This is a genomic window from Herbiconiux oxytropis (assembly GCF_024979315.1).
GTDB lineage: Bacteria > Actinomycetota > Actinomycetes > Actinomycetales > Microbacteriaceae > Herbiconiux > Herbiconiux oxytropis.
Genome location: NZ_JANLCK010000003.1, coordinates 278,077 through 293,943, shown reverse-complemented (window position 1 = coordinate 293,943; position 15,867 = coordinate 278,077). Strand labels below are relative to the sequence as shown.

Here is a 15,867-nt window from a genome sequence, read left to right as displayed (position 1 = left end):
GTGAGTCTTTTCGTCTGTCGGGACTGTTACGAGAGGGCGGCCACGATGGCGTCGCCGATGGCCGAGGTCGACCGGGCCGAACCATCCCGGGAGGCGATGTCGGCCACCACGGCCGAGCGCACGCGGTCAGCGGCATCCGGGAGCCGGAGGTGATCGAGCATCAGCGCGACCGAGAGGATCGCGGCGGTGGGATCGGCCTTCTGCTGTCCTGCGATGTCGGGAGCGGATCCGTGGACCGGTTCGAACATCGAGGGATACGTGCCGTCGGGGTTGATGTTGCCCGAGGCCGCCAATCCGATTCCGCCGCTGATTGCGCCGGCGAGGTCGGTGAGGATGTCGCCGAAGAGGTTGTCCGTGACGATGACATCGAATCTAGCAGGGTCGGTGACCAGGAAGATGGTCGCGGCGTCGACATGGAGGTAGTCGACGGCCACTTCTGGGAAGGTGGCCCCCACCTCGTCGACGATCCGCTTCCAGAGGTTGCCCGAGAACGTGAGCACGTTCGTCTTGTGCACGAGCGTGAGCTTGTTGCGACGGGCGGATGCGCGTGCGAAGGCGTCGCGCACGACGCGCTCCACGCCGTAGGCGGTGTTGACCGAGACCTCGTTGGCCACTTCCTGCGGGGTGCCGGCCCGGATGACACCGCCGTTGCCGACGTAGGGACCTTCGGTGCCCTCCCGCACCACCACGAAGTCGACGTCGCCGTGCGAGGCGAGCGGCGAGGGCACGCCCGGGTAGATCACCGTCGGGCGGAGGTTCACATAGTGGTCGAGCGAGAAGCGCAGCTTCAGCAGCAGCCCGCGCTCGATGTTGGCGTTCTTCAGCCGCGGGTCGCCTGGCACTCCGCCGACGGCGCCGAGCAGGATGACGTCGTGCGCCGAGATCGCCACCAGATCCTCGTCCGTCAGCACGTCGCCCGTCTCGAGGAACCGTGCAGCCCCGAGCTGGAACTCGGTCTTCTCGAACTCGATCCCCTCGGCGGATGCGACGGCGTCGAGCACCTTGATGGCCTCCGCCACCACTTCGGGACCGATCCCGTCGCCGGGGATGAGAGCGAGCTTGAACGTCTGTGCCATGAGACAAGATTAGTGCCGCGCCGCCGCCTCTGCGGCGCGGGCGACATGCGGCGCAGCCGTCGCTCCGCGTCGCTGCGCGGCGCTCCGCGGCGACTGTGCCGCCCCGGGTCGGCGAGTACGGCCCGCGGCTTCCAGCCCCGGACGGAGGCCTGCGCGCCCGCGGCTTCCAGCCTCGGACGGACGTTCTGCGCGTAGGCGGCTTCGGGCCTCGGACGGAGGTCTGCCGCGTGTCAGCTCTCGGTGATGTCTATTTCCTGCATGACGTCAGCCTCGATTGCCTTGGCGAGGGCGTCGAGGAGGCCCTCGGGGGCCGGGGAGTCGATGGTGAGCACCGAGAGGGCGGCGCCGCCGGCCTCGTGGCGGGCGATCTGCATGCCCGCGATGTTCACGCCGGCCTCACCGAACTCCTTGCCGTAGACGGCGACGATCCCGGGGCGATCCGTGTAGAGCATCACCACGAGGTGCTTCGCGAACGGCACCTCCACGTCGTAGCCGTTGATCTCGACGATCTTCTCGATCTGCTTGGTGCCGGTGAGCGTTCCGGAGACCGAGATCTGCGATCCGTCGCTCAGGGCGCCGGAGAGCGTGATCACGTTGCGGTACTCCTCCGACACGGGGTCGGTGATGAGCCGCACGGTCACGCCGCGCTGCTCGGCGAGCAGCGGCGCGTTGACGTACGAGACGCTCTCGCTCACGACGTTGGTGAACACGCCCTTCAGCGCGGCGAGCTTGAGCACGCTCACGTCGTAGTCGGCGAGCTCGCCCTTCACCACCACGTCGATCGAGGTCACGGGGCTCGAGGCGAGGCCCGAGAACACCTGGCCGAGCTTCTCGATCAGCGGGATGCCGGGGCGCACGTACGGGTCGATGATGCCGCCGGCGACGTTCACGGCATCCGGGACGAGCTCGCCCGAGAGCGCGAGCCGCACCGACTTGGCCACCGAGACGCCGGCCTTCTCCTGCGCCTCGTCGGTCGAGGCGCCGAGGTGCGGGGTCACGATCACGTTCGGGAGCGCGAGCAGCGGGGAGTCCTTCGGCGGCTCGCTCACGAACACGTCGAGACCGGCGCCGGCGATGACTCCGCCGGTGAGGGCGCGGTGCAGGGCGTCCTCATCGATCAGGCCGCCGCGGGCGACGTTGACGATGTAGGCGGTGCTCTTCATCTTCGCCAGCTGCTCGTCCGAGATCATCCCGGTGGTCTCGGGCGTCTTCGGCATGTGGATGGTGATGAAGTCGCTCTGCTCGAGCAGCTCGTCGAGCGTCACCAGGGTGACGCCGAGCTGCTGGGCGCGAGCGCTCGTGACGTAGGGGTCGTAGGCGATCACGTTCACGCCGAAGGCCTGCAGGCGCGCGGTGATGAGGGCGCCGATGCGGCCGAGGCCGATGATGCCGACGGTCTTCTCGTAGAGCTCGGTGCCCGTGTAGGCCGAGCGCTTCCACTGGCCCTGCGCGAGCGCGGCGTGCGCGGCGGGGATGTGCCGGGCGAGGCTCAGGATGTGGCCCACGGTGAGCTCCGCGGCCGAGATGATGTTGGAGGTCGGCGCGTTCACCACCATCACGCCGGCGGTCGTGGCCGCCTTGATGTCGACGTTGTCGAGCCCCACTCCGGCGCGCGCGACCACCTTCAGCACGGGCGCCGCGGCGATGGCCTCGGCGTCGACCTTCGTGGCGGAGCGCACCAGGATCGCGTTCGCCTCGGCGAGAGCGGCGAGGAGCGCGGGGCGGTCGGTGCCGTCCACGGAGCGCACCTCGAAGTCGGGCCCGAGGGCGTCGACGGTGGCGGGAGAGAGTTCTTCGGCGATCAGCACGACCGGCTTCGACACGGACGGATCCTTTGGTTCTGTGGCGGGGAACCTCTCAACTGTAGTGCAGGCACAATGGGGGCATGGACCCGCTCTCGCTGTCGGCGCTCGTCGTGCGCATCCTCGTCGCCACCGCCTTCATCGTGATGGGGGTCAACCACTTCGTGCCGCGCTCGGTGCGGGGCATGGCCGCCATGATCCCGCCGAGACTGCGGTGGGAGCGGATCACGCCGCGCGCGCTCGTCCACCTCACGGGCGTCTGCGAGATCGCGGGCGGCCTCGGGCTGCTGTTCCCGCCCACCCGGATCGCGGCCGGCATCGCGCTCGTCGTGTTCCTCGCCGCCGTCTTCCCGGCCAACGCCTACGCGGCGAAGCACAAGGAGAGGTTCGGCGCCCTCGCGATCCCGTTCTGGCCACGGCTGATCGGCCAGGTGGTGCTGGCGGCCCTGGTGCTGTTCGCCGCCATCTTCTGAGCTGGATCCCCGTTCTGAGCGGGTCCCGGCGGGGCCTAGGCCAGGGCGAGGATGTCGAGGGAGATCACGGCGACCACGGCGAACCCCACGAGGAACACGACGATTCGGCCGACGTTGCGGAGCCTCCGGCCCACGACGAGCGCGGCGATGTAGACGATCACGGGCACCACGGCGTAGGCGATGATGAGCGCCCACACTCCCCCGGTCACGGGAGCTCCGAATTCGGAGAACGTGGTCACGACCCCCACGAGGTTCGCGATGCCGCCCCACAGGTGATACGCGTAGATGAAGGCGAACACGAGGGCCACGGCCCAGCCGGATCGGCCGAAGCTCGTGAAGCCCCGCTTCTCGGGGGTCTCGACGGTCGTCATCACTTGCCTCCGAGAAGGAACGGCCACGGAACGAGCACGAGCACGCCGATCACGAGCCAGATGAAGGTCCACCGGATGTCCTTCTTCTGCGTCAGCAGCAGCGCCGAGATGAACCACAGCGGCGAGGCGGCGATCGCGAGCGTGCGTGCCACGAGGTCGGTCACGGTGCCGAAGGTCACGATGTCGGCGATCTCCACGCGCGTGAAACTGATCACCCAGCCGATCGTGTAGAGCAGGTAGACGCCGCCGAGCACACCGTAGGCGATGAGGGCGGCCGAGCTCAGCTGCGCGGTCTCCTTCTCGGCCGCGGCGAGATCCTTCTCGGCGAGCAGGTCCTCGGCCTCGTCGGCCTCCTCCTCCACCGTGCGGCCCGACCTGCGCCGTGCCGCGGTCGGCGAAGCCGCCGCAGCTCCCGCGGGCTTCACCGGTGCGAGCGTGGGATCGTCGTCCCCGCCCCACCCCAGGGCTTCATCGTCCTCATCCCGCCGGTCGCTCATCCCCTCACCCTACATCCCGCCGAAACGTCGAAATCCGCGCCAAAACCGAAGTCCTGGCGCGGATTTCGACGTCTCGACAGAGAGAGACCAGGGGTGGCTAGCGGGCGGCGGAGCCGTCGGTGTAGTCCGCATCCTGCTGCTTCCAGGCGAAGAGGGCGCGGAGCTCCTTGCCGGTGGCCTCGATGGGGTGCGCGGCACCCTTCTCGCGGAGGGCGAGGAACTCGGGGGCTCCGGCGTCCTGGTCGTCGATGAAGCGCTTCGCGAACGCGCCCGACTGGATGTCGGCGAGAACGGCCTGCATGTTCTCCTTCACGCTCGGGTCGATCACGCGGGGGCCCGAGACGTAGTCGCCGTACTCGGCGGTGTCGGAGACGCTCCAGCGCTGCTTGGCGATGCCGCCCTCCCACATCAGGTCGACGATGAGCTTGAGCTCGTGCAGCACCTCGAAGTAGGCGATCTGCGGCTGGTAACCGGCCTCGGTGAGGGTCTCGAAACCGTACTGCACGAGCTGCGAGACGCCGCCGCAGAGCACGGCCTGCTCGCCGAACAGGTCGGTCTCGGTCTCTTCGGTGAAGGTGGTCTTGATGCCGCCGGCGCGAAGTCCGCCGATGCCCTTGGAGTAGCTCCAGGCGAGGTCCCACGCGGAGCCGGTGGCGTCCTTCTCCACGGCGACGATCACGGGCACGCCGCGGCCGGCCTCGTACTCGCGGCGCACGGTGTGGCCCGGGCCCTTGGGGGCGACCATGATGACGTCGACGCCCTCGGGCGCCTCGATGTAGCCGAAGCGGATGTTGAAGCCGTGGCCGAAGACGAGCGTCTTGCCGTCGGCGAGGTTCGGCTGGATGTCGGCGGCGTAGATGCCACGCTGGTGCTGGTCGGGCGCGAGGATGACGATGACGTCGGCCCACGAGGTGGCGTCGGCCACGGAGAGCACCGTGAAGCCCGCCTCCTCGGCCTTGGGGGTCGACTTCGACCCCTCCTTGAGCGCCACGACGACCTCGACGCCGGAGTCGCGGAGGTTCAGCGCATGGGCGTGGCCCTGCGAGCCGTAGCCGATCACGGCCACCTTCTTGCCCTGGATCAGGGACAGGTCGGCATCCTGGTCGTAGAAGATCTCGGTCACTTGGTTTTCTCCTTGGTTGGGGTGTGCAGTGAAGTGTCGAAGAAGCGGGTCTAGCTCTTGAAGACGCGCTCGGTGATGCTCTTGCCGCCGCGGCCGATCGCGAGGAGGCCCGACTGGGCGATCTCCTTGATCCCGTAGGGCTCGATCACCTTGATGAACGCCTGGGTCTTGCCGCTGTCGCCCGTGACCTCGATCACGAGCGCATCCGTCGACACGTCGACCACGCGGGCGCGGAAGAGGTTCACGGCCTCGAGCACCTGCGAGCGGGTGATGTTGTCGACGCGCACCTTGATGAGCAGGTGCTCGCGCTGCACCGACTGGGCGGGGTCGAGCTCGACGATCTTGATCACGTTGATGAGCTTGTTGAGCTGCTTGGTGACCTGCTCGAGCGGCAGCTCGTCGACGTCGACCACCACCGTGATGCGCGAGAGGCCCTCGATCTCGGAGTGGCCCACGGCGAGCGACTCGATGTTGAAGCCGCGGCGGGCGAAGAGTCCGGCCACGCGGGTCAGGAGGCCCGGCTTGTCCTCCACGAGGAGGCTCAGAACATGGGTGCTCATCGGGCTACTCCTCTTCCCACTCGGGGGCGTGCTCTTTGGCGTACTGGATCTGGCTGTTCGAGGTGCCCTGCGCGACCATCGGCCACACCATCGCATCCGCCGAGACCACGAAGTCGATCACGACCGGCCGGTCGTTGGTCTCGAGCGCGAGCTTGATGGCGGCGTCGACGTCCTCGGCCTTGGTGACCCGGATGCCCAGCGCACCGTAGGCGTCGGCCATCTTCACGAAGTCCGGGATCATCCGGGTCTCGTGCCCCGTGTTGAGGTCGGTGAACGAGTGCCGGCCGTCGTAGAACAGCGTCTGCCACTGCCGCACCATGCCGAGGGAGGAGTTGTTGATGATCGCGACCTTGATCGGGATGTTGTTGATCGTGCAGGTGGCGAGCTCCTGATTGGTCATCTGGAAGCAGCCGTCGCCGTCGATCGCCCACACCACGCGGTCGGGCTGGGCGACCTTGGCGCCCATGGCCGCGGGGACCGCGTAGCCCATGGTGCCCGCTCCCCCGGAGTTGAGCCAGGCGTGGGGGCGCTCGTACTTGATGAACTGCGCCGACCACATCTGGTGCTGCCCCACGCCCGCGGCGTAGACGCCTTCGGGGCCGGTGAGCTCGCCGATCCGCTTGATCACGTACTGCGGGGCCATGAGGCCGTCGGAGGGCTCGGTGTAACCGAGCGGGAACTCCGTGCGAAGGCCGTCGAGGTAGCTCCACCACTCGGTGAGGTCGAGCTTGGATTCGCTGGAGATGTCGGCCCAGGCCTTGATCAGGTCGGCGATGACGTCTTTCGCGTCGCCCACGATGGGCACGTCGGCCACCCGGATCTTCGAGATCTCGGCGGGGTCGACGTCGACGTGCACGACCTTGGCTCCGGGCGCGAAGTCGGCCGCCTTGCCCGTGACGCGGTCGTCGAACCGGGCACCGAGCGAGATCAGCAGGTCGCTCTCCTGCAGGGCGAGAACGGCGGGAACGGTGCCGTGCATGCCGGGCATGCCGAGGTTCTGCGGATGCGAGTCGGGGAACGCGCCGCGCGCCATGAGCGTCGTGACCACGGGCACGCCGGTCGCTTCGGCGAACTCGAGGAGCTCGGTCGACGCACCGGCACGGATGACGCCGCCGCCCACGTAGAGCACGGGCTTCTTGGCCTCGGCGAGCAGCTGGGCCGCGGCCTGGATCTGCTTGCCGTGGGCCTTCGTGATGGGCCGGTAGCCGGGCAGGTCGATCTTCGGCGGCCAGGAGAACTCCATCGGGTTCTGCTGCGCATCCTTCGTGATGTCGACGAGCACGGGGCCGGGGCGCCCGGTCGTGGCGATCTGGTAGGCGGCCGCCAGGGTCGCCGGGATGTCCTCGGCGCGCTTGACGAGGAAGGAGTGCTTCGTGATGGGCATCGTGATGCCCACGATGTCGGCCTCCTGGAAGGCGTCGGTGCCCATGAGCGTCGAGAACACCTGGCCGGTGATCGCGAGCATCGGCACGGAGTCCATGTAAGCGTCGGCGATGGCGGTCACGAGGTTCGTGGCGCCCGGGCCGCTCGTGGCGATGGCGACGCCGACCTTCCCGCTCGAGGAGGCGTAGCCCTCGGCGGCGTGGCCTGCGCCCTGCTCGTGCCGCACGAGGATGTGGCGGATGTCGTCCTGCACCATCAGCTCGTCGTAGAACGGGATGATGGCGCCGCCCGGCAGACCGAACACGTCGGTGATGCCGAGCTCCTTGAGCGAGCGGAGGACGGCTCCTGAGCCGGTCATCGTCTCGGTCGCGGGGGCGGTGGGCGGGGTGGTCTTCTTCGTTGGCACGGGGAAAGCGTCCGAGGACATCTGGTTTCCTAAGCGTCGAGCACGAGTGATGGAGGCGGAGCGCCTAGCCGGTGATGGCGCCGACGGCGGCGGAATGCACCAGCTTGGAGTACTTCGCGAGCACGCCACGGGTATAGCGCGGGGGGAGAGGGGCCCAGCCTTCTCGGCGGGATTCCAGCTCTGCGGGGTCAACCAGTAGGTCGAGCGAGCGAGCGGCGATATCGACCCGTATTAGATCACCATCGCGCACGAAGGCGATCGGACCTGCGTCGACCGCTTCGGGTGCTATGTGGCCGATGCACAGGCCGGTTGTGCCGCCTGAGAATCGTCCGTCCGTCAAGAGTAGTACATCTTTGCCGAGGCCTGCGCCCTTGATGGCGGCCGTGATGGCGAGCATCTCGCGCATCCCCGGTCCGCCCTTGGGGCCCTCGTAGCGGATGACCACGACGTCGCCGGCGTTGATGCGGCCCTCGGTGAGGGCGTCCATCGCCGCTCGCTCGCGCTCGAACACCCGTGCCGGGCCCTCGAACACGTCGGCGTCGAAGCCGGCCGACTTCACCACGGCGCCTTCGGGGGCGAAGGTGCCCTCGAGGATGGTGATGCCACCGGACTTGTGGATGGGGTTCGAGATGGGGCGGAGCACCTCGCCGTCGAGCGGGGCGATGTCCATCTCGGCGAGGTTCTCCTCGACCGTCTTGCCGGTGACGGTCATGGCGTCGCCGTGCAGCAGTCCCTCCTCGAGCAGCGCCTTCATCACGGCGGGCACGCCCCCGTGGCGGTCGACGTCATTCATCACGAAGCGGCCGAAGGGCTTGAGGTCGCCGATGTGCGGCACCTTGTCGCCCACTCGGTTGAAGTCGGCGAGCGTGAGGTCGACGTCGGCCTCGGCGGCGATCGCGAGCAGGTGCAGCACGAGGTTGGTCGATCCGCCGAAGGCCATGCCCACGGCGATGGCGTTCTCGAGCGACTTCTTGGTGATGATGTCGCGGGCGGTGAGCCCCTGGCGCAGCATGTTCACCACGGCCTCGCCCGAACGGTGGGCGAAGTAGTCGCGGCGGCGGTCGGCGGCGGCGGGGCTCGCAGAGCCGGGGAGGCTCATGCCCATCGCCTCGGCGGCGCTCGCCATGGTGTTGGCCGTGTACATGCCGCCACACGATCCCTCGCCGGGGGCGAAGGCGCACTCGATGCGGTGCGCGTCCTCCATCGACATGCGGCCGGCGCGCACGGCGCCGACGGCCTCGAAGGAGTCGATGATCGTGATGTCCTTCTCCGTGCCGTCGGAGAGCTTCACCCAGCCGGGCGCGATCGATCCGGCGTAGAGGAAGACGGAGGCGAGGTCGAGGCGGGCCGCGGCCATGAGCATGCCCGGCAGCGACTTGTCGCAGCCTGCGAGCAGCACCGAGCCGTCGAGGCGCTCGGCCATCATGACGGTCTCGACCGAATCGGCGATGACCTCGCGCGAGACGAGCGAGAAGTGCATGCCTTCGTGGCCCATCGAGATGCCGTCGGAGACCGAGATGGTGCCGAACTGCAGCGGGTAGCCGCCGCCGGCGTGCACGCCCTCCTTCGACGCCCGGGCGAGGCGCTCGAGCGAGAGGTTGCAGGGCGTGATCTCGTTCCACGAGCTCGCGATGCCGATCTGGGGCTTCTCCCAGTCGCCGTCGCCCATCCCGACGCCGCGGAGCATTCCGCGCGAGGTGAGGGCTTCGATCCCATCGGTGACGGTGCGGCTGCGAGGCTTCATGTCTATTTCGGGCATGTTACGAGTTTAGAGGCGAGAAGGGGATGCTCCGGCACGGTTCTCGGCGAGCGCCCGCAAGGCGGCGGCCACGTCGTGCGGACCGGCCACGCGGTGCGACGCCACGGTCTCGCCCTGGCCGCTCTTCAGACCCAGATCGCCGTCGCGGAGCACCGCGAATCCGTCTTCGTCGGTCACGTCGTCGCCCGCGAAGAGCACCGCCGTGGCGCCCGTCTGGGCGCGCAGGCGCTCGACGGCCTCGCCCTTTGTGGTGCTCCGCACCGAGAACTCCAGCACGTTCTTGCCGCGGCGGACCGTGAGGCCGTTGGCCTCCGGATCGGTCTCGGCGAGCGCGCGGGCCTCGGCCTCCGCGGTCTCGGCGTCGCCGGCGAGGCGGGTGTGCAGCGCGAAGCCGGCGGGCTTGGTCTCGATCCAGACCCCCTCGAGCGAGTCGGCGATCGCCTGCAGCGCCGTCTCGAGGGCGGCTCGGCGCGCGAGCTCGCTCTCGTCGAGGTCGAGCTCGGTGCGGCCGTCGGTGTGCACCTCGACGCCGTGGGAGCCCACGAGGAACGCGGTCTCGGGCAACCGGCTGACGTGCTGGAGGCTCTGCATGGCGCGCCCCGAGATGAAGGCCACGTCGGTCTCGGGCAGCGCGAGCAGAGCGAGCACGGCTTCGTGCGCCTCGGGCAGGGCCCTCGCCTCGTCGGGCACGTCGACCTCGGGCGCGAGGGTGCCGTCGAAGTCGAGGGCGACGAGGAGCCGGGGGGTGGCGGCGAGCTGCCGGAGGGCATCACCCAGGTCGGCGGGGAGCGCGCCGCTCACCGGGACTCCTCGATCGCCCGCTCCTCGGCGCGCGCCTCGCTGCGGGTCTGCTGATTCGCCTTCGGCAGCACGAGGCCGTCGGAGGGAGTGGCCAAGGCGGTGAGGAACGAAGTCGACCAGCGGGCCACGTCGTACTCCTGCACGCGCTTGCGGAGGGCTCGCATACGCCTCGACCGCTCGGCCTTCGGCATCGTCTTCGCCTGCATGATGGCCTCCTTGAGGCCCTCGATGTCGTGCGGGTTCACCCGGAGCGCCGTGCGCAGCTCGTCGCTGGCTCCCGCGAACTCGCTCAGCACGAGCACCCCGTCGTTGTCGAAGCGTGAGGCCACGTACTCCTTGGCCACGAGGTTCATGCCGTCGCGGAGCGCCGTCACGAGCATGATGTCGGCGGCCAGGTAGAGCGCGACCATCTCCTCGCGGGGGTAGCCGTGGTGCAGGTAGCTGATGGCCTGGTGGCTGATGGTCGAGTAGTCGCCGTTCAGGCGCCCGACCGTCAGCTCGATGTCGTCGCGGAGCATCTGGTAGGTGCGCACCCGCTCGCGGCTCGGGCTCGCGACCTGCACGAGCGTCACGTCCTCCACGTCGAGCTTGCCATCGGCCAGGAGCTCGCCGAAGGCCTTCAGGCGGTGGCCGATCCCCTTGGTGTAGTCGAGCCGGTCGACGCCGAGCATCACGACGGCGGGGTTGCCGAGGCCCTCGCGGATCTCCTTCGCCCTGGCCTGGATGTCGGGCCGGCGGGCGAGCTCCTCATAGCGGGCCGCGTCGATCGAGATCGGGAAGGCCTTGGCCACGACCGTGCGCACGAGCTTCTGGGCGCCGGCCTCCGCGCCCTTGACCGCGCTCACCTTGACCGAGGATATGCGGTGCTTGGCGCTGCCCGCCTCCTCGTCGGTCACGGGCACGTCGATCACGGTGCCCTTGGTCTGGTGGCCGAGCAGCCGCCGCACCGCACGCGAGAAGTTGCCCGCGTCGGCCGTGCGCTGGAAGCCGATGACGTCGGCTCCGAGCAGCCCCTTGATGATCTGGGTGCGCCACGGCAGCTGGGAGTAGATGCCGTAGGCCGGGAACGGGATGTGGTTGAAGAAGCCGATCGTGAGGTCGGGCCGCTGCTCGCGGAGCATCTGCGGCACGAGCTGCAGCTGGTAGTCCTGCACCCACACCGTGCCGCCCTCGGCGGTCACGAGCGCGGCGCGGTCGGCGAAGCGCCGGTTGACCTGCACGTAGCTCTCCCACCACTCCCGGTGGTAGGCGGGGGGCGCGATCACGTCGTGATAGAGCGGCCAGAGGGTGTCGTTCGAGAAGCCCTCGTAGTAGAGCTCGATCTCCTCGGCCGAGAGGCCCACGGGGATGAGGTGGATGCCGTCGTGCTCGAACGGATCGGCCTCGTCATCGGCGCTGCCCGTCCAGCCGATCCACGCGCCGTCGGCTTCGCGCATCACGGGCTCGAGGGCCGTCACGAGGCCGCCGGGCGAGGTGCGGAACGACGGATTGCCGTCGGCATCTGTGATGCGGTCGACCGGCAGGCGGTTGGAGACGACGACGAAGGAGAACTCGCCGGCGAGGGACTCTGGCGTGGTGCTGTCTGAGGAGGGCATGCGCTGCCGAGCCTACCAGCGGCGGCGGGGGCGCGCCCGGGCCCGGCGGGGTAGCGTAGGGGCAAACACGCAGGAGAACGGGGTCACGGTGCGCAAGTACATCCTGAACAGCAGCATCATCGGTGCGGTCATCGGCGGGTTCTCCGCCGTGCAGACCACGAGGAAGGGCCCGCGCGACTGGCGCCTCGTGCTCATGTGGGTGAGCTGGGGCATCACCGTGGCTCTCGCCGTCGGCAGCGTCATGCAGCAAGACGAGGACGCGCGCGAGCTGGGCGACTGATCATGTCGTCGTTCGGCGGGGGCCCGTTCCATCTGCTCTTCTCGGTGCTCTCGAGCGCGTTCTCGGTGATCGCCGGGCTCGTCGCCCTCGTCGTGATCGTGGGAGTGCTGTTCCTCCTCGTGCGGTTCCTCTGGTTCGGCACCCGCGCGGCGCAGGTCTACCTCGCCAGGAACGGCGAGTCGCCCACATTCTCGTGGCCGCTGCGGCGGATCGACGTGCAGCAGCAGGCCGACCCGGCGCAGCCGCGGAGGCCCAAGGCGCCGTCGGCGACTCCGGCTACGGAGCAGGCCGCTCCGGCTTCCCCGGCCGCGCCGCCCGCTCCGGCCACTCCCCCTTCGGAGCCGGCCGCGTAGCATCCGGCAGCACGTCGGTGGTGCGGATGGGCCCGGTGAACATGCTGGCGCGGCCCTCCGCGCCGCGGTCGCCGTGGAAGAGGCCCACCGCCTCGGGGTCGGCGACGTGCACGGGCGCCGAGATGTCGTCCTCCTCCTCGCGGAGCTCCACCCGGGAGCGCGGGATCGACTGCGGGCTCGAGCGGTAGAGCCAGGCGATCATCTCCTCGCGCACGAAGCAGCGAAGGTCGAACAGGGTGGGCGCGTCGATCGCGGTCACCAGGATGCGCACCCGCACGTAGCCGCCCACGGCATCCGTGACCTGCAGCACCGAGACACGCTGGTCCCAGAGGTCGGTGCGGGCGAGCACGCGCTCGAGCTCGGCGCGCATCTCGGCCGGCGTCACGCGCCAGTCGAGGTCGAACTCCACGGAGCCGAGCAGCTCGGAGTTGCGCCTCGTCCAGTTCTGGAACGGCGTCGAGGTGAAGTAGGTGCTCGGCAGCACCATGCGCCGGTCGTCCCAGATGTGCACGACCACGTAGGTGAGCGTGATCTCCTCGATCCGGCCCCACTCGTTCTCCACGATCACGACGTCGTCGACCCGCACGGCGTCGCTGAAGGCGATCTGCATGCCGGCGAACACGTTGCCGAGGGTGGACTGGGCGGCGAGGCCGGCGATGATCGAGACCACTCCGGCCGACGCGAGCACGCTCGCACCCACGGCCTGGGCCCCGGGGAACGTCAGCAGGATCGCGCCGAAGGCGAGCACGATGACGACGGCCATGGCGAGTCGGCGCAGAATGAGCACCTGGGTGCGGGCACGACGGGCGACCCGGTTGTCCGGCCGGTCGATCGTGTAGCGGGCGAGCGCGACGTCCTCGACGAAGACGGCGAAGGCGCAGACGAGCCACGCCCCCACGGCGATCGTCGCGATCAGGAAGAGCTGGTCGACGAGCGCGGCCCAGTCGCCCGCCGGGAGGGTCAGCCCGACGGCCACCCAGAGCAGCACCACGACGAGGAAGATCCGGAACGGCAGCCGCACCCGGCGGACGAGCGCCGACGGCCAGCCGCGTCGGCGTGCGGCGAGCCTCAGGGCCAGTGCGATGGCGGCGGTGATGACGATCGCGGCCACGAGGGCGGCGACGGCGGCGATCGCGAAGACGATCCACGTTCTCTCGAGCGGCACGGCACCCCTTCCGGTAGACGAATACCCACCCTAATCAGCCCATTGCACCGGGTCGCGCGGCGTGTCGGTTCGCTCTGCCGATGCACAGCGCGCACACTGTTCTCACGGTGAGGGTGATGAAGGAGCTTCGATGATCGGCTGGCGACGACGAGCGAAGGCGGCCCGCGACGACACGGTCAGCCAGGAGCGGCTGTACGAGCTCGTGAATCAGACCCTCATGGAGAACTTCGGCCCCCTCGGCTCCTTCGCCATCACCCGCCGGAGCGCCGCCGACACCGACGACATCTTCCACACCTCGCTCGCCCGCTCGGTGGCCCACGACATCGTGGCCAACCTCGCCGAGCACGGCATCTCGGTGCGCTCCTCGCTCAGTCACGCGGCTGCGCCTCTCGCGCCGGTCGAGGCCGTCTACGTGCCCCGTCAGCTCGCGCGTGCGGTGTCGGCTGCGGCTCCCGCCATGGCCTCCGCCGCTCCCCCGGCAGCGACCTCGGTGGCCCCCACGCTCACTCTCGCACCTGCTGCGGTCGCCACCGCGGGTCCCGATCCTGAGGACGACGACGCGCTGCGCTCACTCGTGGCGCACCATCGCGCCGTCACCGAGGCCGCGGCGCAGAAGAACGCCGAGGGCGGCTGGTCGCTGGCCCGCTAGGAGCCAGGGCGCCGCTGGGGTCAGCCGATCCGCTTCCACTCCGACGGGCCCTCGCTACCGGCGGGGTACTCGTCGAGCGGCACCTCGTCGGCGCGCCAGGCGGCGATGACGGGGGCGAGGATGCGCCAGCCCTCCACCGCGGAGTCACCGCGCACACCGAGCGTCGGGTCGCCGTCGAGGATGCCGGCGAGCACCTCGCGGTAGGCCAGCAGCTGGCCGTCGCCGAAGGTGGCGTCGAGGCTCGTGCGCTCGAGCTCGTACGGGTCGCCGGGGCCGTTGATGTCGATCTCGAGCGACATCGCATCCGGTGCCAGGAAGAGCCGCAGCACGGTGGGCGCGTTGGCGCCCGTGAGGCCCACGGGCAGCTGGTTGGCGGGTTTGAAGGTCACCACGATCTCGCGGCGGCGCTCCACCAGGGCCTTGCCGGAGCGCAGCGTGATGGGAACTCCCTTCCAGCGCCAGGTCGACACCTCGAGCGTGACCTCGGCGAGCGTCTCGGTCTCTCGCGCCGGATCGACGCCCTTCTCGTCGGCATAGCTCGGCAGCGAGCGGCCGTCGATGTCGCCGGCCGTGTAGCGGGCCCGCCGGCTTCCCGTCGCGGGATCGTCGTTCCAGAGGCGGGTCGCGCGGAGCACGATCTCCTTGGCGTCGCGCAGGTCGTCCGAGCCGAGCGTCGAGGGCGGCTCCATGGCGAGCACGGCCATCACCTGGAGCAGGTGGCTCTGGATCATGTCGACGAGGGCTCCCGCCTTGTCGTAGTAGCCCGCACGGCCCTCGAGGCCGAGCTGCTCGTCGTAGACGACGTCGATCGAGGCGATGTGCTCGGAGTTCCACACCGGCTCGAAGATGCGGTTGGCGAAGCGGAGGCCGAGGATGTTGAACACCGTCGAGCGGCCGAGGAAGTGGTCGACGCGGTGGATCTGGTTCTCGGGCACGAGCTTGGCGAGTTCGCCGTTCAGCGCGATGGCGCTCGGCACGTCGAGCCCGAACGGCTTCTCGAGGGCGAGTGTGAGCCCGGGCGGGAACTCGATGGTCTGGAGGGTGGTCACCACAGCTGCGGCGACCGCGGGCGGCAAGGCGAAGTAGATCGCGGGGTTCCCCGTGGCGAGCGCGAGCACGTCGGTGAGCTGTTTCGCATCCGTGACGTCGGCCTGCACGTAGCGGGTGGAGGCGAGGAGGGCGTCGATGGCGGCACCTTCGGCCTCGACCTCGGAGAACGAGGTCGTGACGATCGTCTTCCACTGCTCGTCGGTGTATTCCACTCCCCCGGCGCCGATGAGCTCGAGCCGCCTGTCGGGCTGATCGGTGAGGAGCTGGCCGAGGCCGGGGAGCAGGAGGCGAGCGGTGAGGTCGCCGCTGGCGCCGAAGATGAGGAGAGTGTCGACCCGTTGCGTCATAGCAATCACAGTAGGGCAGGTGGGAGGAAGAACCGGGCCCCGCCAGGAAGGAAAAGAACAGGGGCGGCCACCCGAAGGCCGCCCCTGTTCCCGGATCATCGCCGTGCGCTCCGGGGCGTGGGACTGACGAGTGAACCGCGCGTGGGGCCGGACCGCACGAGCGGCGATGACTGGCTG

16 protein-coding genes are annotated in these 15,867 nt (G+C 69.4%); 4 read left to right on the top strand and 12 right to left on the bottom strand.

Features of this window, described 5'->3' with window-relative positions:
• Positions 1-26: 26 nt before the first annotated feature.
• Both N1028_RS07200 and serA read right to left on the bottom strand, forming a co-directional pair.
• Positions 27-1,076, bottom strand: a complete 1,050-nt coding sequence (locus N1028_RS07200) for a 3-isopropylmalate dehydrogenase (RefSeq protein ID WP_259526239.1) — start codon at positions 1,074-1,076, stop codon at positions 27-29.
• Between the two features lie 230 nt (positions 1,077-1,306).
• The gene (gene serA, locus N1028_RS07195; protein WP_259526237.1) at positions 1,307-2,899 is read right to left on the bottom strand and encodes a phosphoglycerate dehydrogenase; all 1,593 of its coding nucleotides are present in this window, start codon (positions 2,897-2,899) and stop codon (positions 1,307-1,309) included.
• A 62-nt stretch (positions 2,900-2,961) separates the two neighbouring features.
• On the opposite strand from serA, the gene N1028_RS07190 reads away from it, so the two are divergent.
• On the top strand, positions 2,962-3,351 hold the full coding sequence (locus N1028_RS07190; protein WP_259526236.1) for a DoxX family protein: 390 nt from the start codon (positions 2,962-2,964) through the stop codon (positions 3,349-3,351).
• Positions 3,352-3,386: 35 nt separating this feature from the next.
• Here the strand turns inward: N1028_RS07190 and N1028_RS07185 are convergent, their stop codons facing one another.
• From N1028_RS07185 to N1028_RS07150, 8 genes are all read right to left on the bottom strand, one after another.
• Positions 3,387-3,722 carry a hypothetical protein gene (locus N1028_RS07185; RefSeq protein WP_259526234.1) on the bottom strand — a complete coding sequence of 112 codons (336 nt, stop codon included), beginning with the start codon at positions 3,720-3,722 and terminating at the stop codon, positions 3,387-3,389.
• The gene (locus tag N1028_RS07180; protein ID WP_259526232.1) at positions 3,722-4,219 is read right to left on the bottom strand and encodes a hypothetical protein; all 498 of its coding nucleotides are present in this window, start codon (positions 4,217-4,219) and stop codon (positions 3,722-3,724) included. The genes N1028_RS07185 and N1028_RS07180 overlap by 1 nt, the downstream gene beginning before the upstream one ends.
• Before the next feature lie 97 nt (positions 4,220-4,316).
• Positions 4,317-5,342, bottom strand: a complete 1,026-nt coding sequence (gene ilvC / locus N1028_RS07175) for a ketol-acid reductoisomerase (RefSeq protein WP_259526231.1) — start codon at positions 5,340-5,342, stop codon at positions 4,317-4,319.
• A 50-nt stretch (positions 5,343-5,392) separates the two neighbouring features.
• On the bottom strand, positions 5,393-5,902 hold the full coding sequence (gene ilvN, locus N1028_RS07170) for an acetolactate synthase small subunit (RefSeq protein WP_259526230.1): 510 nt from the start codon (positions 5,900-5,902) through the stop codon (positions 5,393-5,395).
• A 4-nt stretch (positions 5,903-5,906) separates the two neighbouring features.
• A complete protein-coding gene (locus N1028_RS07165) occupies positions 5,907-7,712 on the bottom strand; it encodes an acetolactate synthase large subunit (protein WP_259526228.1) in 1,806 nt (601 codons plus the stop codon).
• A gap of 43 nt (positions 7,713-7,755) precedes the next feature.
• The gene (ilvD, locus tag N1028_RS07160; protein ID WP_259526227.1) at positions 7,756-9,450 is read right to left on the bottom strand and encodes a dihydroxy-acid dehydratase; all 1,695 of its coding nucleotides are present in this window, start codon (positions 9,448-9,450) and stop codon (positions 7,756-7,758) included.
• Between the two features lie 9 nt (positions 9,451-9,459).
• Positions 9,460-10,251, bottom strand: coding sequence for a trehalose-phosphatase (gene otsB, locus N1028_RS07155; RefSeq protein ID WP_259526226.1), 792 nt, complete (start codon positions 10,249-10,251; stop codon positions 9,460-9,462).
• On the bottom strand, positions 10,248-11,846 hold the full coding sequence (locus N1028_RS07150) for an alpha,alpha-trehalose-phosphate synthase (UDP-forming) (RefSeq protein WP_259526225.1): 1,599 nt from the start codon (positions 11,844-11,846) through the stop codon (positions 10,248-10,250). The genes otsB and N1028_RS07150 overlap by 4 nt, the downstream gene beginning before the upstream one ends.
• A gap of 88 nt (positions 11,847-11,934) precedes the next feature.
• Between N1028_RS07150 and N1028_RS07145 the strand changes: the two genes are divergently transcribed.
• Both N1028_RS07145 and N1028_RS07140 read left to right on the top strand, forming a co-directional pair.
• Positions 11,935-12,126: a hypothetical protein gene (locus N1028_RS07145; protein ID WP_259526224.1), complete on the top strand. Its 192-nt coding sequence runs from the start codon at positions 11,935-11,937 to the stop codon at positions 12,124-12,126.
• 2 nt (positions 12,127-12,128) lie between these two features.
• The gene (locus tag N1028_RS07140) at positions 12,129-12,479 is read left to right on the top strand and encodes a hypothetical protein (RefSeq protein ID WP_259526223.1); all 351 of its coding nucleotides are present in this window, start codon (positions 12,129-12,131) and stop codon (positions 12,477-12,479) included.
• Here N1028_RS07140 and N1028_RS07135 read toward each other — a convergent pair.
• Positions 12,403-13,644, bottom strand: a complete 1,242-nt coding sequence (locus N1028_RS07135) for a mechanosensitive ion channel family protein (protein ID WP_259526222.1) — start codon at positions 13,642-13,644, stop codon at positions 12,403-12,405. The two genes, N1028_RS07140 and N1028_RS07135, sit on opposite strands and share 77 nt — an antisense overlap.
• Positions 13,645-13,774: 130 nt before the next feature.
• Here N1028_RS07135 and N1028_RS07130 point away from each other — a divergent pair, with 130 nt between their 5' ends.
• Positions 13,775-14,293: a hypothetical protein gene (locus tag N1028_RS07130; RefSeq protein WP_259526221.1), complete on the top strand. Its 519-nt coding sequence runs from the start codon at positions 13,775-13,777 to the stop codon at positions 14,291-14,293.
• Positions 14,294-14,313: 20 nt separating this feature from the next.
• Here N1028_RS07130 and N1028_RS07125 read toward each other — a convergent pair whose 3' ends face one another.
• The gene (locus N1028_RS07125; protein WP_259526220.1) at positions 14,314-15,690 is read right to left on the bottom strand and encodes a glucose-6-phosphate dehydrogenase; all 1,377 of its coding nucleotides are present in this window, start codon (positions 15,688-15,690) and stop codon (positions 14,314-14,316) included.
• Positions 15,691-15,867 lie beyond the last annotated feature (177 nt).